Raw genomic sequence first — 23,845 nt, 5'->3', positions numbered from 1 at the left:
GTTTGGTTGAATCATATTTTACTTACTATCTAGTTTTGAATGTATAATTTCATACATTTCATTGTCTGGTGACAATGGCAAGGAGGTCACACCTGTTCCCATGCCGAACACAGAAGTTAAGCTCCTTAGCGCCGATGGTAGTCGGACTTACGTTCCGCAAGAGTAGGACGTTGCCAGGCAATCAGAGACCCAAGCGGGTCTCTTTTTTTGTGTCAAAAAAGCTTAACTTCCAGTTCGAAGAACTGAAAAACCTAAAATAAGCTATTATGAGAAAGCGTTTGAAGCTGACGAACTGAACAAAAGACGAAGCGAGCTACAAGTTAATTTCGATAAAGTGTTACTAATTTCAATAAATTGAAAAGTAACACTTTATCGAAATGGTGAAAAAAATGTTAGGGAAATTTGAGCAATAAAAAATTAATAATCATATTATAGACATAGACTATTTATTAATGCGTTGGTATGATCATTTAATTTTGAAAAGGGTATCCCTCCAAAACCTAAAATAAATTTCACAGATGTTTGGTTTTTATCATAGTGATAAAAAGGTAGAATTTTCAATTGGTTGTTTGCAGCGTTTTTAAGGCACTGATCCATTGAATAGCCGTTTTTTACAGTTAAAGTGAAGTGCATGCCAGCAAGTGCACCATCTATTTGTAATTGATCTTCATACGGTTTTAGTTTTTCTAGAATGAATTTTAGTTTTCTGCTATATACTTTTCTCATTTTGTTAAGATGCCTTTCGAAACTACCTGATTCCATAAAATTAGCTACTATTTTTTGTAAATGTGCAGGTACGGTGTTACCTTCTTTGTTTTTTAAATGTTCATATTGTGCTAACAATTTTTTTGGTAAAACTAAATAAGCTATTCTACAACTTGGGAAAAGGGATTTAGAAAATGTACTTATATAGATCACTTTGTCTTTGGTATCTAAACTCTGTAACGCAGGTATTGGTTTTCCGAAGTAACGAAATTCGGAATCGTAGTCATCTTCAATAATATATCTATATTCATTTTGATGTGCCCAATTTATAAGTTGGGTTCTTTTTTTTAAATTCATTACGTAGCCTGTAGGGAACTGGTGAGACGGTGTGACATAGGCAATATTATTATTGGTTTGGCTAAAATAGTTTAAGTCAATCCCTGTTTTATTAACAGGTGTCTGAAGATAAGGGATGTGCTTCTTATCGAGTACTTGTTTGATTGGTGGGTAACTTGGGTTTTCAATAATAAACTGTTCTTTACTTAACATATCTGTGAGCAAATTAATAAGTTGTTCTGTTGAAGAACCAATGATAATTTGCTCTGGATGACAAGTAACACCACGACTGTTAAAAAGGTAATGAGCGATTTCTTGACGCAATGACCACTCTCCTTTGGGATTTGTGTGTTGTAGTAAACCGAGTTGATCATCTTCAAAGACATCACGTGCATACTTTCTAAATTGATGCATGGGAAAGTATTCGGCATCAATTTCAGTTAGATTAAAAGCATATTGATATGATTGGTCATTATGACGATTGTTAGAAGTCATGTCTAAAGATGGTCCATTTAACTGACTATGATTTCTTTTAATGATAGGTAATGTTTCAATATCTGAAACGAAATAACCAGAACGTGGTTTGGAATATATATAGCCTTCATCTAATAAAAATTGATACGCGTGCTCGATTGTTGTATTACTTACGGATAAATGTTGGCCAAGGGCACGTTTAGAAGGAAATTTATCACCAGATTGATATTGTCCTTCTATAATTTGTTGCTTCAAGTTTTCATATAATTCTATATATAGATGTCGTTTTTCCATAAAATCTGACCCCTTAAATTATTTTGGAATTGTACCTTTTTAAATACCAGTTTATCTCTTAAAATGAATTTAATCAACTAAGTAAAGGGGTAATACAGATATGTCTAAAGTTACTGGATCAGAGAGAGTTAAAAGAGGCATGGCAGAAATGCAAAAAGGCGGCGTCATTATGGACGTTGTAAATGCAGAGCAAGCTAAAATTGCGGAAGAAGCAGGAGCGGTTGCTGTCATGGCGTTAGAACGTGTACCATCTGACATTAGAGCAGCAGGTGGCGTAGCGCGTATGGCTAATCCAAAAATTGTAGAGGAAGTAATGAATGCTGTTTCAATACCAGTCATGGCGAAAGGACGTATCGGTCATATTACGGAGGCACGTGTACTTGAGTCTATGGGTGTAGATTATATCGATGAGTCTGAAGTATTAACACCTGCTGATGAAGAATATCATTTAAGAAAAGATACATTTACAGTACCATTTGTCTGTGGATGTCGTAATTTAGGTGAAGCAGCTCGTCGTATTGGTGAGGGTGCAGCGATGTTACGTACGAAAGGTGAACCTGGTACTGGTAATATTGTGGAAGCAGTAAGACATATGAGACAAGTTAATTCTGAAGTAAGTCGTTTAACTGTTATGAATGACGATGAGATTATGACAGAAGCTAAAAATATTGGTGCGCCATATGAAGTATTAAAAAATATTAAAGAAAATGGTAAATTACCAGTAGTTAATTTTGCAGCAGGTGGTGTTGCGACACCTCAAGATGCCGCTTTAATGATGGAATTAGGCGCAGATGGTGTGTTTGTAGGATCAGGTATTTTTAAATCTGAAGATCCAGAAAAATTTGCAAAAGCCATTGTTCAAGCAACAACACATTATCAAGATTATGAATTAATTGGTCGTTTAGCAAAAGAGCTAGGTATAGCGATGAAAGGTTTAGATATCAATGACCTGTCTTTAGAAGAACGTATGCAAGAGCGTGGTTGGTAATATGAAAATTGGTGTATTAGCACTTCAAGGTGCAGTCAGAGAGCATATACATCACATAGAATTAAGCGGTCACGAAGGCGTTGCAATTAAGCGAATTGAACAATTAGAAGAGATTGATGGTCTGATCTTACCTGGTGGAGAATCCACAACATTGCGTAGATTAATGAATTTATATGGTTTCAAAGAAGCCTTACAGCAATCAACATTACCAATGTTTGGCACATGTGCAGGTCTTATTGTAATGGCTAAACAGATTTCTGGGGAAGATGGCTACTTAGATAAACTCGATATCACAGTTCAAAGAAATTCATTTGGACGACAAGTAGATAGTTTTGAAAGTGAATTAGATGTAAAAGGCATTGCGGAAGATATCGAAGGCGTATTTATCAGAGCACCTCATATTGAAGCGACACATGGTGATGTTGATGTACTTAGTACAGTTGGTGATAAAATTGTTGCCGTTCAAGAAGGACGTTATTTAGGTGTATCATTCCATCCTGAATTGACAGATGATTATAGAGTGACACAGTATTTTATTGAAGCAATTGTCAAACCGACACTTACTGAAAAAGTTTAAAAATAAATATAGTAAAAAGCAGTCATGTATTTTAAATATACATGACTGCTTTTATGTTTAAATTAGATAAAGAATCCTGCAATAGCTGCTGAAATAAATGAAACTAAAGTTGCACCGAATAATAGTTTTAATCCGAAACGTGCAACCATGTCACCTTTTTCATTGTTCAATGATTTGATAGCGCCTGAGATGATACCGATTGAACTGAAATTCGCAAATGAAACGACGAAGACTGAAATAACACCTTTCGCATGTTCACTCATATCTTTCACTTGGCTTAAGCTTTGCATGGCAACGAACTCGTTAGATAATAATTTTGTCGCCATAATAGAACCAGCTTGTACAGCATCGTTCCAAGGAACACCAACTAAGAAGGCAAATGGTGCAAATACGAAACCGATAAGTGTTTGGAAGTCCCAAGTAATGCTACCTCCAGAAATACCAGTGAATATTGCACTGACAAGACCATTAAGTAACGCGATAATTGCTATGTAACCAATTAACATTGCTCCTACAATAACTGCTACTTTAAAACCGTCTAAAATATACTCGCCTAACATTTCGAAGAAAGATTGCTTCCCTGCTTCACTTTCTTGAACGATTAGTTTATCCTCTTTGGCATCTACTTTATAAGGATTAATGATAGAAGCGATAATGAAACCGCCAAATAAGTTCAATACGACTGCCGTAACAACGTAACGTGGCTCGATTAAGGTGAAATAGGCACCAATAATGGAAGCTGATACTGTAGACATCGCTGAAGCCGTCAAAGTATAAAGGCGTTGTTTAGGTATATGAGCTAATTCTTTCTTTAATGAAATAAACACTTCAGATTGTCCTAAAATGGCTGCCGCAACAGCATTGTAAGATTCTAAACGACCCATACCATTTATTTTAGAAATAGCTAAACCAAGTACATTAATAATCCATGGTAGGATTTTCGTATATTGTAAAATACCAATTAATGCAGAAATAAACACGATTGGTAATAATACATTAAAGAAGAATGGAGGGTTTTTTGGATCTACAAATTCAAAACCACCAAAGACAAAGTTTACACCTTCTGCTGCTTTTGCTAATAAATAGTTAAAGCCATCTGATATGCCGCCAATGACTGTGATACCGAATTTCGTTTTAAGTAAAATAAATGCGAATACAAGTTGTATGACTAACAATAGTCCGATATATTGCCATCGGATGTTTTTTCTATCTGAGCTAAATAGAAACGCTAATGCAAGAAACACTACTATCCCAATTAAACCGATAATTATATGCATAAGTTATTCATCCCTTTTAAATTTTCTTAACTTCTATAATACAATAAAATTGATAGCACTTACATGTTTAATTTAAAAATTTTAAAACATATTGGTTGAAAAAGGTCAAAGTTGGTCATATAATATAGTCAAAGAAGGTCAAAAGAGGTGATAATCATGCACAACATGTCCGACATCATAGAACAATACATTAAAAAATTATTTGAAGACACCAATGAAGACGTTGTTGAAATTCAACGAACCAATATTGCGCAGCGCTTTGACTGTGTGCCTTCTCAGCTTAATTATGTTATCAAAACACGTTTCACAAATGAACATGGCTATGAAATTGAAAGTAAAAGAGGTGGCGGTGGTTACATTCGAATCACTAAAATTGAAAATAGAGACGAAACAGGTTATATTAATCACTTACTTCAATTAGTAGGACCATCTATTTCACAGCAACAGGCATATTACATTGTGGATGGTTTGTTAGATAAATCATATATTAATGAGCGAGAAGCAAAAATGATATACGCTGTAATAGATAGAGAAACATTGAAGATGGATATACTATCTAGAGATATTATCCGAGCAAATATAATTAAAAGATTGTTACATGTTATAAATTATTATTAAAGCGAGGTGTTACGTCGTGCTATGCGAAAATTGTCATTTGAATGAAGCAGAAGTGAAATTGGCAGTGAAAGGGCAAGATGGTATAAATGAAAAATGGGTATGTTCCACGTGTGCACAAGGAGGTAATCCTTGGACACAAAATCAACAAATCCAAGCCCAAGATGATATCGAAGGTGCGTTTGTAGTCAAACAAATCTTGCAACATCTAGCTGCTAAACATGGTATCGATTTTGATGAAATTGCTTTTAAAGAAGAGAAACGCTGTCCAACTTGCCATATGACATTAAAAGATATTGCACATGTTGGTAAATTTGGTTGTGCAGACTGCTATGCGACATTTAAAGATGACATAGTCGATATTGTACGACGCGTACAAGGTGGTCAAATTGAGCACATTGGAAAAACACCGAGATCTTCACATAGAAAATTGGCTTTAAAAAAACAAATTGAGGAAAAATCTTCTTATCTAAATCAATTGATAGAAGAGCAAAATTTTGAAGAAGCTGCCGTTGTTCGTGATGAAATCAAGGCATTAAAAGAGGACAGCGAGGTGAAACATGATGAGTAAAAATGATATTAGTGCATATATGAGTGAATGGATGAGAGATAGAGAAGAAAGTCCCATCGTTATGTCATCAAGGATTCGTTTAGCACGAAATCTTGAAAACCATGTGCACCCACTCATGTTTCCGTCTGAACAAGATGGTTTTAGAATTATTAATGAAATACAAGATGCGCTTCCCGATTTAGCTGTCCAACGATTAGACGCAATGGATCAGCAAAGTAAATATAAACTTGTCGCGAAACATCTTATTAGTCCAGAATTAATCAGACAACCTGCATCGGCAGTGCTACTGAACGAGGATGAATCGTTAAGCATTATGGTAAATGAAGAAGACCATTTGCGCATTCAAGCGATGGGAAATGATTTATCTTTATCTTCATTATACGAAAAAGCTTCAGAGATTGACGATAAACTAGACAGTGAATTAGATGTAAGTTTTGATGAAACTTTAGGCTATTTAACAACTTGTCCAACAAACATTGGTACAGGCATGCGAGCAAGTGTTATGTTGCATTTACCAGGTCTAACGATTATGAAACGAATGAATCGAATTGCACAAACAATCAATCGTTTCGGTTTTACAATTAGGGGCATTTATGGAGAAGGTTCGCAAGTTTATGGTCATATCTATCAAATTTCAAATCAACTTACATTAGGAAAAACTGAAGAAGACATCATTGCAAGTTTATCAGAAGTCGTTCAACAAATTATTAATGAAGAAATGCAGATTCGTGAACGCTTAAACCGACATAACTATACTGAAACATTAGATAGAGTGTATCGTTCGTTAGGTATATTAAAATATAGTAGACTGATATCTATGGAGGAAGCTTCACTAAGATTAAGTGAGGTCAAACTGGGTATTGATTTAGAATACATTGAATTAGAAGACTTCAAGTTTAATGAACTGATGGTTGCGATACAATCACCATTTTTATTAGATGATGAAGATGATAGAACTGTTAATGAAAAAAGAGCAGATATATTAAGAGAACATATAAATTAGGAGGTTGCGCTATGCTATTTGGAAGACTTACAGAAAGAGCACAACGTGTATTAGCACATGCTCAAGAAGAAGCAATTCGTTTAAACCATTCAAATATAGGAACAGAACATCTACTTTTAGGTTTAATGAAAGAACCTGAAGGTATTGCTGCCAAAGTTTTAGAAACTTTTGAGATTACTGAAGAAAAAGTTGTTGAAGAAGTAGAAAAATTAATTGGCCATGGTCAAGAACAAATGGGTGCATTGCACTACACACCTCGTGCGAAAAAAGTTATAGAATTATCAATGGATGAAGCAAGAAAATTACATCATAACTTTGTTGGAACAGAGCATATTTTGCTTGGTCTAATCAGAGAAAATGAAGGTGTCGCAGCACGCGTATTTGCAAACTTAGATTTAAATATAACAAAAGCACGTGCACAAGTTGTTAAAGCGTTAGGTAGCCCTGAAATGAGCAACAAAAATGCACAAGCAAACAAATCAAATAACACACCAACATTGGATAGTCTTGCACGTGACTTAACTGTTATCGCTAAAGACGGTACGTTAGATCCAGTGATTGGCAGAGATAAAGAAATAACAAGAGTCATTGAAGTGTTAAGTCGTCGTACTAAGAACAACCCTGTATTAATTGGTGAACCGGGTGTTGGTAAAACAGCAATTGCGGAAGGTTTAGCACAAGCAATTGTTAATAATGAAGTACCTGAAACATTAAAAGGAAAACGTGTAATGTCATTAGATATGGGAACAGTAGTGGCTGGAACGAAATATCGTGGTGAATTTGAAGAACGTTTGAAAAAAGTTATGGAAGAAATACACCAAGCAGGTAATGTGATATTATTCATTGATGAATTACACACACTAGTTGGTGCTGGTGGCGCAGAAGGTGCGATTGATGCTTCAAATATTCTTAAACCAGCCTTAGCACGTGGCGAGCTACAATGTATCGGTGCGACAACATTGGATGAATATCGTAAAAATATTGAAAAAGATGCAGCACTTGAACGTCGTTTCCAACCTGTTCAAGTAGATGAACCTACAGTAGAAGACACTATTGAAATCTTAAAAGGTTTACGTGATCGCTATGAAGCACATCACCGTATCAATATTTCTGATGAAGCATTGGTATCAGCTGCTAAATTGAGTCATCGCTATGTTTCAGACCGTTTCTTACCAGATAAAGCGATTGATTTAATTGATGAAGCTAGTTCAAAAGTAAGACTGAAAAGTCATACAACACCACCAAACTTAAAAGAAATTGAACAACAAATTGAACAAGTCAAAAATGAAAAAGATGCTGCAGTACATGCTCAAGAATTCGAAAATGCGGCAAATCTTCGTGATAAACAAACTAAATTAGAAAAACAATATGAAGAAGCTAATACGAATTGGAAGAATACTCAAAACGGTGATAACACATCATTATCTGAAGAAGATATCGGTGAAGTCATCGCTGGTTGGACAGGTATTCCATTGACTAAGATTAATGAAACAGAATCAGATCGTCTGCTTAACTTAGAAGATACACTACACAATAGAGTGATTGGACAAAAAGACGCAGTGACATCCATTAGTAAAGCAGTGAGACGTGCAAGAGCTGGATTGAAAGATCCTAAACGTCCAATCGGTAGCTTTATTTTCTTAGGACCTACGGGTGTAGGTAAGACTGAGCTAGCGCGTGCGTTAGCGGAGTCTATGTTCGGTGAAGACGATGCTATGATCCGCGTTGACATGAGTGAGTTCATGGAAAAACATGCTGTCAGCCGTTTAGTTGGTGCTCCTCCAGGCTATGTAGGACATGACGATGGTGGACAATTAACTGAAAAAGTAAGACGTAAACCTTATTCTGTTATTTTATTTGATGAAATCGAAAAAGCACATCCAGATGTATTTAACATCTTGCTACAAGTGTTAGACGATGGTCATCTAACAGATACCAAAGGTCGTCGTGTTGACTTCCGTAATACGGTAATTATTATGACATCAAATGTTGGCGCGCAAGAATTACAAGATCAACGTTTTGCTGGTTTTGGTGGCGCTACAGAAGGTCAAGATTATGAATCAATTCGCAAGACAATGATGAAAGAATTGAAAAATGCTTTCCGTCCAGAGTTCTTAAACCGTGTTGATGATATCATTGTATTCCACAAACTTTCTAAAGATGAGTTGAAACAAATTGTGACAATGATGGTTAACAAACTTACTAATCGACTTTCTGAACAAGATATTAATATATCGGTTACAGAAGCGGCTAAAGAGAAAATTGCCGAAGAAGGTTACGATCCAGAGTATGGTGCAAGACCACTTATTCGTGCTATTCAAAAAACAGTTGAAGATAACTTGAGTGAATTGATTTTAGACGGTAACCAAATTGAAGGTAAAGAAGTTAAAATTGATCACGATGGTAAAGAATTCAAATATGATATTACGGAAAGACAAGATTCAGCTAAAGATAAAGAAACATCTGAATCATAATATCAATAAAGTTAATGTTAGGACCTAGGACATCATCGCATGTCCTAGGTTCTTTTTCTGTATAAAGGGTTAAATTATCAAATTATCATTGGAAACTAGCTTATAACATGATGCATTCATACTATTATTTGTAAATTCAAGCTATAATATGATTGGTACTTAAACGTTAGACGTGGTATTTTATAAAAATAGCTTATATCAATATGAGAAACGTTGAAATGATAAATAATTTTAATTTAAGAAATATACATATTAATTGAGAGAATTATTATTGCTGAGAATAAATTTGTTTTTAAATAGTCAGAGGTTTAAAATAGATTTGTTCAATGAAAGGTGGAGGTGCTGTTTTGGCTAAAAAGAAAGTGATTTTTGAATGTATGGCATGTGGTTATCAGTCACCGAAATGGATGGGGAAATGCCCAAACTGTGGTGGTTGGAATCAAATGGAAGAAATTGTCGAACAAAAGGCAGCCAGTCCAAAACATGGCGTACGCAGTCGAGACAATGTATCTAAAGTACAAAAATTAAATGAAATTAAACATGAAACAACACCTAGGGTTAAAACAAATTCAAACGAATTTAACCGCGTACTAGGTGGAGGTATTGTTAATGGTTCACTTGTCTTAATTGGTGGTGATCCTGGTATTGGGAAATCGACATTACTATTACAAATTTGTGCATCATTATCCCAATCTAAAAACGTATTATATATCACTGGTGAAGAATCATTGAGTCAAACGAAATTAAGAGCGGAAAGATTAGATGAGGATTCTAGTGAATTAAATGTATTTGCCGAAACAGATTTAGAAGTAATCCATGAAACGGTTAAACAAATTAAACCAGATTTACTTGTTGTGGATTCTATACAAACAATATTCCACCCTGAAATCAGCTCGGCACCAGGCTCGGTTTCACAAGTTAGAGAAAGTACGCAGAGCTTAATGAATATAGCTAAACAGATGAATATTGCGACGTTTATTGTCGGACATGTAACAAAAGAAGGTCAAATCGCTGGGCCGCGTTTACTTGAACATATGGTGGACACAGTGCTTTACTTCGAAGGTGATGAACACCATGCATATCGTATTTTAAGAGCTGTGAAAAACCGTTTTGGTTCTACAAATGAAATGGGTATCTTTGAGATGAAGCAAACAGGTTTGAAAGGCGTTAAAAACCCTTCGGAAATGTTTCTTGAAGAACGTTCAGCCAATGTACCAGGTTCCACGATTGTTTCTACCATGGAAGGTACGAGACCTTTATTGATTGAAGTACAAGCATTAGTGACACCGACAACTTTTAATAATCCGAGACGTATGGCAACGGGCATAGATCATAATCGATTGAGTTTGCTCATGGCCGTATTAGAAAAGAAAGAAAATTATCTCCTTCAGCAGCAAGATGCTTATATCAAAGTTGCGGGTGGTGTGAGACTTACTGAGCCAGCAGTAGATTTAGGTATCATTATTGCGACGGCTTCAAGCTTTAAAGATTTAACGGTGGACGGCTTGGACTGTTTCATCGGTGAGGTAGGTCTTACTGGAGAAGTCAGACGTGTTTCTCGAATAGAACAACGTGTCCAAGAAGCTGAAAAATTAGGGTTCAAACGTGTGATTATCCCTGAGTCCAATATTGGGGGATGGCAATTTCCTGAAGGTATAAAAGTAATTGGGGTTAAAAGTGTTCATGAAGCTTTAAAATACGCATTAACAAAACATAAAAAATAATTATGCTTTAATAATATAAGGTTGAATAATTGCCGGAAGAAAGGAGCGTTAACTTGTGAACATGATAAGACTTATTGTTATCTTGTGCTATATCATTTTAGGTGCAAGTATAGGTGTATACCTTTTGCCAGAAATCTTTGATGATATAGGGCTAGGTAATATATCATTATTAACTAATACGTATTTTAATGGACTACTAGGTATTATAATTTTCTTTTTAATATTTGGTTGGTTTATTAAAAAAGCAACACTTGCTTTAAAAGAATTAGAACGAACAATTATGCGTCAAAGCGCAGTAGAAATTTTATTTGCTACAATTGGACTAATGATAGGCTTACTGATTTCAGTTATGATATCTTTTATATTCCAAATTATCGGCAACAACATCATCAATCATTTTGTACCAATCATTATTACAATTATTTTAGGTTATTTCGGCTTCCAATTTGGTTTGCGAAAACGTGACGAAATGTTGCTATTTTTACCAGAAAATATGGCGCGTTCTATGTCTATCAATGCACGAAACGCAGTGCCAAAGATTATAGATACAAGTGCAATTATAGATGGCCGAATTTTAGACATTATTGAATGTGGATTTATTGATGGTGAAATATTAATTCCTCAAGGTGTAATCAACGAACTTCAAGTCGTTGCGGACGCCAATGATAGTGTGAAACGTGAGAAAGGTCAACGTGGTTTAGATATATTAAACTCTTTATATGATACAAATCATCCGACTAGAATTATTCATCCGACGAAAACGCATAGCGATATTGATGCAATGTTAATTAAATTAGCGCAACATTATAGAGCGCACATTATAACGACAGATTTTAATTTAAATAAAGTATGTCATGTGCAAGGAATCCAAGCACTTAATGTGAATGATTTATCTGAAGCAATCAAGCCCTCTGTACATCAAGGTGACCGATTCAGTCTATTACTTACAAAAATGGGTAAAGAGTCTGGGCAAGCAGTTGGTTATTTAGACGATGGAACGATGGTTGTTGTGGATAACGCTAAAAAACACATTGGCGAACATATCGATTTAGAAGTGATTAGCTTATTACAAACTTCATCGGGTAGAATTATTTTTGCGAAAAAATTAAATTAAAACGTAGGGTTTCATGTGAAACTGTAGCAAATGTTGTTACAGTTTCGTGTGGAGCCTTTTTTATATTTAAAAATATAGACAAAGTCATGGTTAATTTAAGCACAGCAATATCATATTAGCGGTTAAAGTGCTACAATAGATAGCGAAATTGTATTTCTAAAAAAGGAATGTCACATAATCAATTATTGTGTGATGCTTGGAGCAGACTTTGGTAAGAGATACTTTAAAAAATAATAAGCTATGGTATGATTAATAAGCGATAAATAATAAACTTATTAATGGTTGAGCGGTATTTTTTTATAAATGATAAGTAGATAAAAGATATGCGTTCGGCTTATTTATTGCGTTTGTGAAACGCATTTTACATTAATAACGTATGTTGAAAATAATTAATATGATAAAACGGGAGTGAACATAATGAGTGATCGTGTAAGAGTGAGATACGCACCAAGTCCAACTGGATATTTGCATATCGGTAATGCAAGAACTGCATTATTTAACTATTTATTTGCTAAACATTATGATGGTGATTTTGTAATTCGTATTGAAGATACGGATAGTAAGCGTAATTTAGTTGATGGAGAATCATCACAATTTGATAACTTAAAATGGTTAGGTATCGAATGGGATGAATCTGTTGATAAAGATAAAGGTTATGGACCGTATCGTCAGTCTGAACGTGCAGAAATTTATAATCCGCTGATTCAACAATTATTGGATGAAGACAAAGCTTACAAATGTTATATGACTGAAGACGAATTAGAAGAAGAGCGTCAACAGCAAATCGAACGTGGTGAAATGCCGCGTTATGGTGGTAAACATGCACATTTAACTGAAGAAGAACGTCAACAATTTGAAGCGGAAGGTCGCAAACCTTCAATTCGTTTCCGTGTACCTAAAAATACGACATATTCATTTGATGATATGGTTAAAGGTGAAATTTCATTTGATTCAAATAACATGGGTGACTGGGTCATTGTTAAAAAAGATGGTATCCCAACGTATAACTTTGCGGTAGCTATCGATGACCATTACATGGAAATTTCAGATGTTATTCGTGGTGATGACCATATTTCAAACACACCAAAACAATTAATGATTTATGAAACATTTGGTTGGGAAGCACCAAGATTTGCACATATGTCACTTATCGTAAACGAAGAACGTAAAAAATTAAGTAAACGTGACGGTCAAATCCTACAGTTTATCGAGCAATATCGTGATTTAGGATATTTACCTGAAGCATTATTTAACTTTATTACATTATTAGGTTGGTCACCTGAAGGCGAAGATGAAATTTATTCTAAAGAAGACTTTATTAAAATCTTTGATGAAAAACGCCTATCTAAATCGCCAGCATTTTTCGATAAACAGAAACTTGCATGGGTTAATAATCAATATATGAAACAAAAAGATACTGAAACAGTATTTGAATTAGCTTTACCTCACTTAATTAAAGCTGAATTGTTACCGGAAAATCCAAGTGAAGCGGACCTAGATTGGGGACGTAAACTTGTTTCACTTTATCAAAAAGAAATGAGCTATGCTGGAGAAATTGTACCGTTATCGGAATTATTCTTCCGTGATGAACAAACATTAGGTGACGATGAGCAAGAAGTTATTGCAGGTGAGCAAGTACCAGAATTGATGAACCATTTATATAGTAAATTAGAAGCACTTGAACCATTTGAAGCTGCTGAAATTAAAAAAACGATTAAAGAAGTTCAAAAAGAAACGGGTATCAAAGGTAAACAATTATTTATGCCTATCCGTGTTGCTGTTACTGGTCAAATGCATGGCCCAGAATTACCAAATACAATTGAAGTATTAGGTAAAGATAAAGTATTATCACGTTTGAAAAAATATGTATAAATAAGCGTTGAATATTGTAAAGGTTGTGTTAAATAGATAACACTTGAAAAATTACAATAAACAACCTATGATTAACATTGAAATCAGCAAAGGATTAGTATGTGATGGACGGTGTCAAGAGAGTGTGCGGTAGCTGTGAGCACATCACTTAAATTACAGAATGCACCTTTGTGCAAATAAAGTGAATAACTTAAATGAGAATTATAAGGAATAGACTTGATATCAATCAGTACAAAGTTTGATTTAGGCAATTGCTTATATAAAATGAGAGTGGAACCGTGCAAAAGCACCTCTAACAATAAAGTTAGGGGTGCTTTTTTATAAGGAGGTAGCAACCTTGTTTAAGATGTTGAAAAGAATAAAAGACGATGTAAATATGGTGTTTGAACAAGATCCTGCAGCACGTACAACTTTAGAAGTTGTTACTTCATATGCAGGCGTGCACGCGGTCTGGAGTCATTTGATTGCACATGAACTATATAAAAAGAAAAAATATGTCTTAGCGAGATTAATTTCACAAATTACACGCTTTTTTACAGGTATTGAAATTCACCCAGGCGCCCAAATCGGTAGACGTTTATTCATTGACCATGGTATGGGCGTAGTGATTGGAGAAACTTGTCGAATTGGAGATAATGTAACGATTTATCAAGGCGTTACATTAGGCGGTACGGGTAAAGAAAAAGGAAAACGCCATCCAGATATAGGGGATAATGTACTTATTGCTGCGGGAGCAAAAGTACTTGGTAATATTACAATTAATTCAAATGTGAATATCGGTGCGAACTCAGTCGTACTTAATAGTGTACCTAGTTATTCAACTGTAGTTGGTATTCCAGGACACATTGTAAAACAAGACGGCAGACGTATTGGCAAAACATTTGATCACCGTAATTTACCTGACCCAATCTACGAGCAATTAAAAGAACTTGAAAAACAACTTGAGAAAACAAGAAATGGAGAGATACAAGATGATTACATTATATAATACATTAACGCGTCAAAAAGAGACGTTTGAACCAATTGAACCTGGTAAAGTTAAAATGTATGTTTGTGGACCAACTGTATATAATTATATTCATATCGGAAATGCACGACCAGCTATCAATTACGATGTAGTAAGAAGATATTTTGAATATCAAGGCTATGAAGTCGTATTTGTTTCAAATTTTACAGATGTAGATGACAAATTAATTAAACGCTCAAAAGAATTGGACGAATCAGTTGAAACGATTGCTGATCGCTACATTGATGCATTCTACGAAGATGTAGGTGCGTTAAATGTAAAAAAAGCAACGTCTAATCCACGTGTTATGAATCATATGGATGACATCATTAACTTTATAAAAGACCTCGTTGATGAAGGTTCTGCCTATGAAAGTGGCGGCGATGTTTATTTTAGAACACGAAAATTCCAAGATTACGGTAAATTAAGCCATCAATCTTTAAATGATTTAAAAGTAGGCGCACGTATTGAACAGGGTGAACAGAAGGAAGATGCATTAGATTTTACGTTATGGAAGCAAGCTAAACCAGGTGAAATCAGTTGGGAAAGCCCATTTGGTGAAGGTAGACCTGGCTGGCATATTGAATGTTCAGTAATGGCTTATCATGAATTGGGTGCCACAATTGATATTCATGCGGGTGGTACAGATTTACAGTTCCCACACCATGAAAATGAAATTGCGCAATCAGAGGCACATAACCACGCGCCGTTTGCGAACTATTGGATGCATAATGGTTTCATCAATATAGATAATGAAAAAATGAGTAAATCATTAGGCAACTTTGTTTTAGTACACGACATCATCAAACAAATTGATCCAGATGTATTACGCTTTTTCATGATTAGTGTACATTATAGAAGTCCTATTAATTATAATATGGAACTTGTCGAAGCGGCTAAAAGCGGTTTGGAACGTGTACGTAACAGCTATCAAGCGATTGAAGAACGTGAAGCAATTGCTACAGATATTGAAGCGCAAAGTGATTATATTGCTGAAATAGATAAAATTTTAGAGCAATTTGAAACCGTTATGAATGATGATTTTAATACAGCGAATGCTATTACTGCTTGGTATGATTTGGCTAAATTAGCAAATAAATACGTGCTAGAAAACACAACGTCTACGAAAGTACTTGGACGTTTTAAAGAAGTTTATCAAATCTTTAGTGATGTACTAGGAGTGCCTTTGAAAGGCAAAGATAGTGATGAACTACTAGATGAAGAAGTCGAAGCGCTGATTGAAGAAAGAAACAATGCAAGAAAAGATAAAGATTTCGCTCGAGCAGATGAAATACGTGATCAACTAAAAGAACAAAATATTATATTAGAAGACACGCCTCAAGGTGTGAGATTTAAACGTGGCTAATATGAATAATAAATTATTAAATCCGTTGACACTTGCTTACATGGGTGACGCTGTCTTAGATCAACACGTGAGAGCATATATCGTTTTAAAATTAAAAGCAAAGCCTAATCGTTTACATCAAGAAGCTAAACGCTACGTTTCAGCTAAGAGTCAAGCGCTGACGCTAGAGTCATTAATGGAAAATGAATGGTTTTCAGAAGAAGAATTAGATATCGTGCGTCGAGGTAGAAACGCTAAAAGTTATACCAAAGCAAAAAATACAGATATTCAAACATATAGAAAAAGTTCTGGGCTAGAGGCAATCATTGGTTATTTATATTTAGAAAAAGAAGATGCACGTTTAGCGGCACTATTAGAACAAATTGTACAAATCGTAGACGAAAGGTAGTGATACTATGGAAGAGATCGTAATTGTTGGTCGACATGCAGTAAAAGAAGCTATTGTCTCAGGACATACTATTAATAAAATTCTGATTCAAGATACTATCAAAAAAGGCCAAATCAACGAAATTTTAAAATTAGCGAATAGTAATAAAATTATAGTTCAATCTGTACCGAAATCTAAAATAGATGGATTGTCAGATTCACCTCACCAGGGTGTTGCTGCTTACATTGCTCCATATGAATATGCGGACTTTGATGCATTTGTTGCGCAACAAAAAGCACAAGATAAATTATCAACAGTATTAATTTTAGATGGTTTAGAAGACCCACATAACCTAGGATCAATCTTAAGAACCGCAGATGCTTCAGGTGTTGATGGTGTCATAATTCCTAAGAGACGTTCAGTTGCTTTAACACAAACGGTTGCCAAAGCATCGACGGGCGCTATTCAGCATATACCAGTAATGAGGGTGACTAATTTGGCTAACACGATTGAAACGCTAAAGGATAACGGCTATTGGATTGTTGGTACTGAAGCTGAAAATTCAACGGACTATAGAGAAATGGATGCTGGCATGCCACTAGGTATTGTCATAGGTAGTGAAGGTCAAGGTATGAGCCGTTTAGTTAAAGAAAAATGCGATTTCTATATCAATATTCCAATGGTAGGTCATGTTAACAGTCTAAATGCATCAGTAGCAGCAAGTTTAATGATGTATGAAGTTTTCCGCAAACGTAATTATATCGGAGATAAAGCATGAAAGATCGTTATTTAATCATTGATGGATATAATATGATTGGACAATCGCAGGAATTAAGTCGTATTGCACAAGATAACCTTGAAGAAGCACGTGAACAATTGCTCATTGCTATAGCGAACTATAACGCAGTCATTGCGGATGAAGTTGTCTGCGTATTCGATGCTTATGAACAATCCGGAGCGCCTACAGAATATATGTATCATGGTGTTAAAACGATTTTTACAAAAGAAAAAGAAACTGCAGATAGCTACATTGAACGTTATGTATATGACTTATATGACAAACATACAAGACATATTACAGTGGTTACGAGCGATATGAGTGAGCAACATGCTATTTTTGGTGCAGGTGCATATCGTGTGTCTTCAAGAGAAATGTGGAGAGATTTAAGAGAAAATGAAATTTCTGTATCGAAAAAGCTAGATGGATTTAATGAACAGAAACCCAGAACGCGTATCGAACTTTCAAATGAAATTCTTGAAGAATTTGAAAAATTAAGACGCGGCGATAATCATTAATTATTATAGCGTAGTTTGCTTTTTTCAGTCCAACTGCTGTAATCTTTCTTTACTTCAAGGAAAGGATAACAGTAATGACAAGAAATAACCGCATTCCAACTAACACTTTAATTAATGGAGAAAAGAGAACCAAACCAATCGATGTGCCTGAAATTTTTAAAGTCTTAAGCCCAATGATTCGTAGACGTTTATATCATTTTGCTATACATCCAAACGACCAAGAAGATTTGTGTCAAGATGTGCTCGTAAGATTATACTGTGCATTTAAAAAATTTGATTTCACTGATGACACACCTATTGAGCATTATGTAAATCGTGTGATAAAAAATGTAAAAAATGATTATATACGTAAAAAATGCTATGGCAACCAACGACAAGAAATGCTGGTCAATGAATTTATAGTCAATTATCAAAATAGTAAAACAGAACACCCACTTGATAAACATATATTAGCTTTAGAGATAGGAAGTCAATTACAACAGGGATTAATGAAACTGACGGTCTTAGAAAAAAGTATCGTAATCTGTTTACTAAATGACTTTAAGCCGAAAGAAATTGCTGAAACACTAAATATACAAATCAAAGTGGTTTACAATGCGATACATCGTTGTAAAATGAAATTAAGACGCTATTTAGAAAATGAGAAATAGCGCGTGTTTTATTTAATTGTAACGGTCTGAATATATAGCATATCACGTACAAAGACGCTATTGCCGATTGACAATTGACTTAGAAATTATGTATAGTATATTGGTATTATAATGAGTAAGGGGAAGACGAATGAAAAAAGTACCATTGAATTGTGAAGTGTGTGGTAATCGAAATTATAACGTTCCCAAACAGAGTAATCTTGCATCTAGACTGGAATTGAAGAAATATTGTCCGAGATGTAATGCACATACGTTGCATAAAGAATCGAAATAACAAACGACATATTAAATTTACAATTGAGTGAATATGCCCTTCCATTTAAGTTGAGAGTATTGTATTTGCTTGATTTGTTGCATGGAATAAGCAAATAAGGAATAACGAAATATACGGAGGTCTTATAAATGGCTAAAAAAGAGAATTTCTTCCAAGGCGTAAAGTCAGAAATGGAAAAGACAAGTTGGCCAACGAAAGAAGAATTATTTAAATACACAGTCATTGTTGTAGCTACAGTAGTATTTTTCTTAGTATTCTTCTATGCCTTAGACTTAGGAATTGGTAGAATTATAGAGTTAATTAAATAGATAGGAGTGACGACATGTCTGAAGAAGTTGGCGCAAAGCGTTGGTATGCTGTGCATACTTATTCTGGTTATGAGAATAAAGTGAAAAAGAATTTAGAAAAACGTGTTGAATCTATGAATATGACTGAACAAATATTCAGAGTTGTTATACCAGAAGAAGAAGAAACACAAGTTAAAGATGGCAAAGCCAAAACATTAACTAAAAAAACATTCCCAGGATACGTGCTAGTCGAGTTAGTAATGACTGACGAATCATGGTATATCGTAAGAAATACACCTGGTGTAACAGGATTTGTTGGTTCAGCTGGTGCTGGATCAAAGCCAAATCCATTACTTCCTGAAGAAGCACGCTTCATCCTTAAACAAATGGGCATGAAAGAAAAAACAATCGATGTTCAAATTGACTTAGGTGAACAAGTAAGAATTAAATCAGGCCCATTTGCAAATCAAGTTGGTGAAGTTCGAGAAATTGAAGCGGATAAATTCAAACTTACTGTTCTTGTAGACATGTTTGGTAGAGAAACACCAGTAGAAGTAGAATTTGATCAAGTTGAAAAACTGTAAGGCATATCAGGACGTTGATACTGATAGAGGTCATACGCAACTTGCAAAAGTTAGAAGTATGATTTTATATACATTAAGTACAGCTGATTACTGAAATAATTTAGAAGAAAAAGATGAGTTTGGCCTCACGTATTAACAGAAGCTAAAAGCTATAGCATTTTGGTCTTTGCTAATAGTTAAGGAGGCGGTTGTTGGCTAGATTAAAAAGCCTTTAAAATTAGGGCTCATTAACACTAGTCATCTTGCTCATGTGGGATACGGGCATTATTGTAGTGATATTAGATTTATATTCCGTTCCCAAAATTTTACAAATTACCATTGCTTTATGTAATGGGTTAATGTTATAATACTGTGGTCGCGCTCATAGAGCGTTCATTTCGTCACGAAATGTAGAAGAGTGGGAGGACAAAACTGAGTCCTGTGACCACATCACGATATCAAGGAGGTGCACATCGTGGCTAAAAAAGTAGAAAAAGTTGTTAAATTACAAATTCCTGCAGGTAAAGCAAATCCAGCACCACCAGTTGGTCCAGCATTAGGTCAAGCAGGTGTGAATATTATGGGATTCTGTAAGGAATTCAACGCACGTACACAAGAAGACGCAGGTTTAATTATTCCGGTAGAAATCAGTGTTTATGAAGACCGTTCATTTACATTTATTACAAAAACTCCACCGGCGCCAGTACTACTTAAAAAAGCAGCAGGCGTTGAAAAAGGTTCAGGCGAACCTAACAAAACAAAAGTTGCTACAGTAACTAAAGATCAAGTACGTGAAATTGCAAACCAAAAAATGCAAGATTTAAATGCTGCAGACGAAGAAGCAGCTATGCGTATTATCGAAGGTACTGCTCGTAGTATGGGTATCACAGTTCAATAATATAAATTAGTAATGAAAACATAGATTGACGATAGAAGCAGATGACAGAAATGACAAACATGATGACAGCGTTCAATATTGTCGTAATATGAGGAGAAATGTCATTTATTAAGGAATGTTAATTCCTAAGATAAAATACAATTTTGACCTCACTGTTATCTGCTCTTAACTTGTGAAAGCAAGTAAATGTGGGAGGAAATTCCGCTAAAACCACTAAAGGAGGAACATGAAATGGCTAAAAAAAGCAAAAGATATCAAGAAGCAGCTAGCAAAATCGATCGCTTAAAACACTACAATGTTGAAGAAGCTGTTGAACTAGCTAAAGAAACAAACATCGCTAACTTTGATGCATCAGTTGAAGTAGCATTCCGTTTAGGTATTGATACTCGTAAAAATGATCAACAAATCCGTGGAGCAGTAGTGCTTCCAAACGGTACTGGTAAATCACAACGTGTATTAGTGTTCGCAAAAGGAGACAAAGCAGCAGAAGCTGAAGCAGCAGGTGCTGATTTCGTTGGCGAAGGCGAATATGTAGAAAAAATCCAACAAGGTTGGTTTGACTTTGACGTAGTAGTAGCTACACCAGACATGATGGGCGAAGTTGGTAAACTTGGTCGCGTATTAGGACCTAAAGGTTTAATGCCTAACCCTAAAACTGGAACAGTAACTATGGACGTTAAAAAAGCTGTTGAAGAAATCAAAGCTGGTAAAGTAGAATACCGTGCTGAGAAATCAGGTATTGTTCATGCATCAATTGGTAAAACATCATTTGATACTGACAAACTTGTTGAAAACTTCAAAACTTTACAAGACGTATTAACTAAAGCAAAACCTGCTTCAGCTAAAGGTACGTACTTCAAATCTGTTGCTGTAACTACAACAATGGGTCCTGGAGTTAAAGTTGATACTTCAAGCTTCAAACTATAATCTATAAATAAATGAAAAAGGCTGAAAGGTTTACTTTCAGTCTTTAAAAAATATTGACATTGTACATTAATTTAGTTATATTGGTTAATGTATTATTTTACCTAAGACAGTAGGAGTTAGTAATAACTTAAAATTTGATCCTACCGAGGCTAAAATTGACTTGAACGTGAAGATTTTAGATCTTTCAAGCACTTTTTGCCGTGGGTAGAAAGTGTTTTTTTTATTGGATAATCTGAGGAACTGACGAACGTCAATCCACAGAACTTCAAAATTAAAAGCACCAAACTAAAATCTATGGAGGTGTCTAAATGTCTGCAATCATCGATGCAAAAAAACAAGAAGTTGATATTATTGCTGAACAACTTAAAAACTCAGTATCTACAGTTATCGTTGACTATCGTGGTCTAAGCGTTGCTGAAGTAACTGAATTACGTTCACAATTACGTGAAGCTGGTGTTGAATACAAAGTATTGAAAAACACTATGGTTCGTCGTGCAGCTCAACAAGCTGGTATTGACGGTTTAGATGAATTCTTAGTAGGTCCTACTGCAGTTGCTACTTCAACAGAAGATGTTGTTGCTCCAGCAAAAGTTATCGCAGGATTTGCAAAAGAACATCAAGCATTAGAAATTAAAACAGGTGTTATGGAAGGCAATGTTATTTCTGCTGAAGAAGTTAACACTGTTGGTACATTACCATCACACGACGGTCTTGTTTCTATGCTTTTATCAGTATTACAAGCTCCAGTACGCAACTTCGCTTATGCAGTTAAAGCTGTTGGAGAAGACAAAGAATCAAAAGAAGAAAGCGCTGAATAATTGCGCATAAACTAATTAAAATTAATGGAGGAATATTAAAAATGGCTAATCAAGAACAAATCATTGAAGCAATTAAAGAAATGTCAGTTTTAGAATTAAACGACTTAGTAAAAGCAATTGAAGAAGAATTTGGTGTAACTGCAGCAGCTCCAGTAGCAGCAGCAGGCGCAGCAGCAGGCGGAGACGCTGAAGCTGAAAAAACTGATTTCGATGTTGAATTAACTTCAGCTGGATCATCTAAAATTAAAGTCGTTAAAGCTGTTAAAGAAGCTACTGGCTTAGGATTAAAAGATGCTAAAGAATTAGTTGACGGAGCTCCTAAAGTAATCAAAGAAGCTTTACCTAAAGAAGAAGCTGAAAAACTTAAAGAAGCATTAGAAGAAGTTGGCGCTACAGTAGAATTAAAATAATTCTAGCTTGCTAACAATTCATAATTATATATTGAGGCTTATCTGCGTTGCTTAATGCAGCAACTACTTCGGTACGTTGGGATTAAGTGCGCTATAGATAGGCTGATATCTTTGAGAAGTGAAAACCCCGTTATCCATATAACGGGGTTTTATCTTATTTGATCAATATCCAATCAAACGGGTATAGTATTAATCTAAGAAGAATTAGATTAAAGAGGTGTAGTCATGAATCATTACTATGATGAAAATCCTGAAGTAGAAAGTGATGAGTTGCTTTTTACGTACTCCTACGATAACCATGATTTAGAACTAATAACAGATTCAGGTGTATTTTCTAAAGGAAAAATAGACTTCGGCTCTGATTTATTAGTGACAACATTTTTGAAAGCATATCCTCCTGGTCCCACGAAGAAAATTATAGACGTTGGTTGTGGCTATGGCCCTATCGGTTTAATGATTGCAAAAGTTTCCCCACATCACGAAGTGACAATGGTTGATATTAACCAAAGAGCACTATCATTATCAAGAAAAAATAAAAAAAGAAACCGTATAGACAATGCTGAGATTATTGAAAGTAATGGTTTATCACAAGTAGAAGATAACACTTATGATTTTGTACTGACTAATCCGCCGATTAGAGCAGGAAAGCAAGTCGTTCACAGTATTTTAGAAGATGCTTTTAATAAATTGAAACAAGGTGGCGCCTTGTATGTAGTAATTCAGAAAAAACAAGGTATGCCGTCAGCAAAGAAAAAAATGCAAGAAACATTCGATAACGTGGAAGTATTAGAAAAGAGCAAAGGCTACTACATTTTAAGAAGTGTAAAAGGTTGATTAAATAGTTGTATTCTGATATAGTAATAGAATGTAAAAAATTATGTTCAATAAGTGTGTACTTTTACGTATAAATTAACAATGTATATAAGGTGAAATAGAAAATGGTGTCATGAGTATGCTAC

25 protein-coding genes, 1 rRNA gene and 1 other annotated feature are annotated in these 23,845 nt (G+C 35.0%); of the genes, 24 read left to right on the top strand and 2 right to left on the bottom strand.

Translation table 11 applies throughout. The features are described 5' to 3' along the window. The first annotated feature begins 64 nt into the window (after positions 1 to 64). Positions 65 to 179 (top strand): 5S ribosomal RNA (rrf, locus tag ACM6UH_RS12345). A 250-nt stretch (positions 180 to 429) separates the two neighbouring features. Here rrf and ACM6UH_RS12340 read toward each other — a convergent pair. After that, positions 430 to 1,809, bottom strand: coding sequence for a PLP-dependent aminotransferase family protein (locus ACM6UH_RS12340; protein WP_069803712.1), 1,380 nt, complete (start codon positions 1,807 to 1,809; stop codon positions 430 to 432). Between the two features lie 100 nt (positions 1,810 to 1,909). On the opposite strand from ACM6UH_RS12340, the gene pdxS reads away from it, so the two are divergent. Beyond that, positions 1,910 to 2,797 carry a pyridoxal 5'-phosphate synthase lyase subunit PdxS gene (gene pdxS / locus ACM6UH_RS12335; RefSeq protein WP_011303857.1) on the top strand — a complete coding sequence of 296 codons (888 nt, stop codon included), beginning with the start codon at positions 1,910 to 1,912 and terminating at the stop codon, positions 2,795 to 2,797. Between the two features lies 1 nt (position 2,798). After that, the gene (gene pdxT, locus ACM6UH_RS12330; protein WP_011303856.1) at positions 2,799 to 3,374 is read left to right on the top strand and encodes a pyridoxal 5'-phosphate synthase glutaminase subunit PdxT; all 576 of its coding nucleotides are present in this window, start codon (positions 2,799 to 2,801) and stop codon (positions 3,372 to 3,374) included. A 62-nt stretch (positions 3,375 to 3,436) separates the two neighbouring features. On the opposite strand, the gene ACM6UH_RS12325 is transcribed toward pdxT, so the two are convergent. Beyond that, the gene (locus tag ACM6UH_RS12325; protein ID WP_011303855.1) at positions 3,437 to 4,651 is read right to left on the bottom strand and encodes a NupC/NupG family nucleoside CNT transporter; all 1,215 of its coding nucleotides are present in this window, start codon (positions 4,649 to 4,651) and stop codon (positions 3,437 to 3,439) included. Between the two features lie 156 nt (positions 4,652 to 4,807). On the opposite strand from ACM6UH_RS12325, the gene ACM6UH_RS12320 reads away from it, so the two are divergent. The 21 genes from ACM6UH_RS12320 (at position 4,808) to ACM6UH_RS12220 (ending at position 23,720) form a co-directional block, all read left to right on the top strand. Then, positions 4,808 to 5,269 carry a CtsR family transcriptional regulator gene (locus tag ACM6UH_RS12320; RefSeq protein ID WP_002484181.1) on the top strand — a complete coding sequence of 154 codons (462 nt, stop codon included), beginning with the start codon at positions 4,808 to 4,810 and terminating at the stop codon, positions 5,267 to 5,269. A 16-nt stretch (positions 5,270 to 5,285) separates the two neighbouring features. Further along, complete coding sequence (locus ACM6UH_RS12315; RefSeq protein WP_011303853.1) at positions 5,286 to 5,837, top strand: UvrB/UvrC motif-containing protein; 552 nt, start codon at positions 5,286 to 5,288, stop codon at positions 5,835 to 5,837. After that, the gene (locus ACM6UH_RS12310) at positions 5,830 to 6,840 is read left to right on the top strand and encodes a protein arginine kinase (protein ID WP_048787666.1); all 1,011 of its coding nucleotides are present in this window, start codon (positions 5,830 to 5,832) and stop codon (positions 6,838 to 6,840) included. Before ACM6UH_RS12315 ends, ACM6UH_RS12310 begins: the two co-directional genes overlap by 8 nt. Positions 6,841 to 6,851: 11 nt before the next feature. Further along, positions 6,852 to 9,314 carry an ATP-dependent Clp protease ATP-binding subunit gene (locus ACM6UH_RS12305; RefSeq protein WP_011303851.1) on the top strand — a complete coding sequence of 821 codons (2,463 nt, stop codon included), beginning with the start codon at positions 6,852 to 6,854 and terminating at the stop codon, positions 9,312 to 9,314. A 347-nt stretch (positions 9,315 to 9,661) separates the two neighbouring features. After that, positions 9,662 to 11,038, top strand: a complete 1,377-nt coding sequence (gene radA, locus ACM6UH_RS12300; RefSeq protein ID WP_011303850.1) for a DNA repair protein RadA — start codon at positions 9,662 to 9,664, stop codon at positions 11,036 to 11,038. A gap of 55 nt (positions 11,039 to 11,093) precedes the next feature. Then, positions 11,094 to 12,152, top strand: coding sequence for a PIN/TRAM domain-containing protein (locus tag ACM6UH_RS12295; protein ID WP_037539107.1), 1,059 nt, complete (start codon positions 11,094 to 11,096; stop codon positions 12,150 to 12,152). 417 nt (positions 12,153 to 12,569) lie between these two features. Beyond that, positions 12,570 to 14,024, top strand: coding sequence for a glutamate--tRNA ligase (gltX, locus tag ACM6UH_RS12290; RefSeq protein WP_048787669.1), 1,455 nt, complete (start codon positions 12,570 to 12,572; stop codon positions 14,022 to 14,024). Positions 14,025 to 14,370: 346 nt separating this feature from the next. Continuing rightward, on the top strand, positions 14,371 to 15,012 hold the full coding sequence (gene cysE / locus ACM6UH_RS12285; RefSeq protein WP_047502426.1) for a serine O-acetyltransferase: 642 nt from the start codon (positions 14,371 to 14,373) through the stop codon (positions 15,010 to 15,012). Beyond that, a complete protein-coding gene (cysS, locus tag ACM6UH_RS12280; protein WP_048787670.1) occupies positions 14,996 to 16,396 on the top strand; it encodes a cysteine--tRNA ligase in 1,401 nt (466 codons plus the stop codon). The genes cysE and cysS overlap by 17 nt, the downstream gene beginning before the upstream one ends. A gap of 1 nt (position 16,397) precedes the next feature. Further along, complete coding sequence (locus ACM6UH_RS12275; RefSeq protein ID WP_011303846.1) at positions 16,398 to 16,784, top strand: Mini-ribonuclease 3; 387 nt, start codon at positions 16,398 to 16,400, stop codon at positions 16,782 to 16,784. Positions 16,785 to 16,791: 7 nt separating this feature from the next. Continuing rightward, entirely contained in the window at positions 16,792 to 17,541 is a 750-nt protein-coding gene (gene rlmB, locus ACM6UH_RS12270) for a 23S rRNA (guanosine(2251)-2'-O)-methyltransferase RlmB (protein ID WP_002484171.1), read from the top strand. After that, complete coding sequence (locus tag ACM6UH_RS12265; protein ID WP_011303845.1) at positions 17,538 to 18,059, top strand: NYN domain-containing protein; 522 nt, start codon at positions 17,538 to 17,540, stop codon at positions 18,057 to 18,059. Before rlmB ends, ACM6UH_RS12265 begins: the two co-directional genes overlap by 4 nt. A 74-nt stretch (positions 18,060 to 18,133) precedes the next feature. Continuing rightward, complete coding sequence (locus ACM6UH_RS12260) at positions 18,134 to 18,709, top strand: RNA polymerase sigma factor (protein WP_047502384.1); 576 nt, start codon at positions 18,134 to 18,136, stop codon at positions 18,707 to 18,709. A 130-nt stretch (positions 18,710 to 18,839) separates the two neighbouring features. Next, on the top strand, positions 18,840 to 18,983 hold the full coding sequence (rpmG, locus tag ACM6UH_RS12255; RefSeq protein WP_011303843.1) for a 50S ribosomal protein L33: 144 nt from the start codon (positions 18,840 to 18,842) through the stop codon (positions 18,981 to 18,983). A 128-nt stretch (positions 18,984 to 19,111) separates the two neighbouring features. Beyond that, entirely contained in the window at positions 19,112 to 19,291 is a 180-nt protein-coding gene (gene secE / locus ACM6UH_RS12250; RefSeq protein WP_002484168.1) for a preprotein translocase subunit SecE, read from the top strand. Between the two features lie 14 nt (positions 19,292 to 19,305). Further along, entirely contained in the window at positions 19,306 to 19,854 is a 549-nt protein-coding gene (gene nusG / locus ACM6UH_RS12245; protein WP_048787671.1) for a transcription termination/antitermination protein NusG, read from the top strand. Positions 19,855 to 20,308: 454 nt separating this feature from the next. After that, complete coding sequence (gene rplK / locus ACM6UH_RS12240; RefSeq protein WP_002484165.1) at positions 20,309 to 20,731, top strand: 50S ribosomal protein L11; 423 nt, start codon at positions 20,309 to 20,311, stop codon at positions 20,729 to 20,731. A gap of 231 nt (positions 20,732 to 20,962) precedes the next feature. Continuing rightward, positions 20,963 to 21,658 carry a 50S ribosomal protein L1 gene (rplA, locus tag ACM6UH_RS12235; RefSeq protein ID WP_002484164.1) on the top strand — a complete coding sequence of 232 codons (696 nt, stop codon included), beginning with the start codon at positions 20,963 to 20,965 and terminating at the stop codon, positions 21,656 to 21,658. Positions 21,659 to 21,740: 82 nt separating this feature from the next. Further along, positions 21,741 to 21,888 (top strand) — a sequence feature (ribosomal protein L10 leader region). A gap of 78 nt (positions 21,889 to 21,966) precedes the next feature. Beyond that, on the top strand, positions 21,967 to 22,476 hold the full coding sequence (rplJ, locus tag ACM6UH_RS12230; RefSeq protein WP_002484163.1) for a 50S ribosomal protein L10: 510 nt from the start codon (positions 21,967 to 21,969) through the stop codon (positions 22,474 to 22,476). Positions 22,477 to 22,517: 41 nt separating this feature from the next. Then, the gene (rplL, locus tag ACM6UH_RS12225; RefSeq protein WP_002484162.1) at positions 22,518 to 22,886 is read left to right on the top strand and encodes a 50S ribosomal protein L7/L12; all 369 of its coding nucleotides are present in this window, start codon (positions 22,518 to 22,520) and stop codon (positions 22,884 to 22,886) included. Positions 22,887 to 23,111: 225 nt separating this feature from the next. After that, entirely contained in the window at positions 23,112 to 23,720 is a 609-nt protein-coding gene (locus tag ACM6UH_RS12220; RefSeq protein ID WP_011303840.1) for a class I SAM-dependent methyltransferase, read from the top strand. Positions 23,721 to 23,845: the final 125 nt, after the last annotated feature.

The organism is Staphylococcus sp. LKG4-2 (assembly GCF_050955665.1).
Taxonomy (GTDB): domain Bacteria; phylum Bacillota; class Bacilli; order Staphylococcales; family Staphylococcaceae; genus Staphylococcus; species Staphylococcus saprophyticus.
The sequence above is the reverse complement of the archived record's forward strand: the minus strand, read 5'-3'. Positions and strand labels throughout refer to the sequence as shown.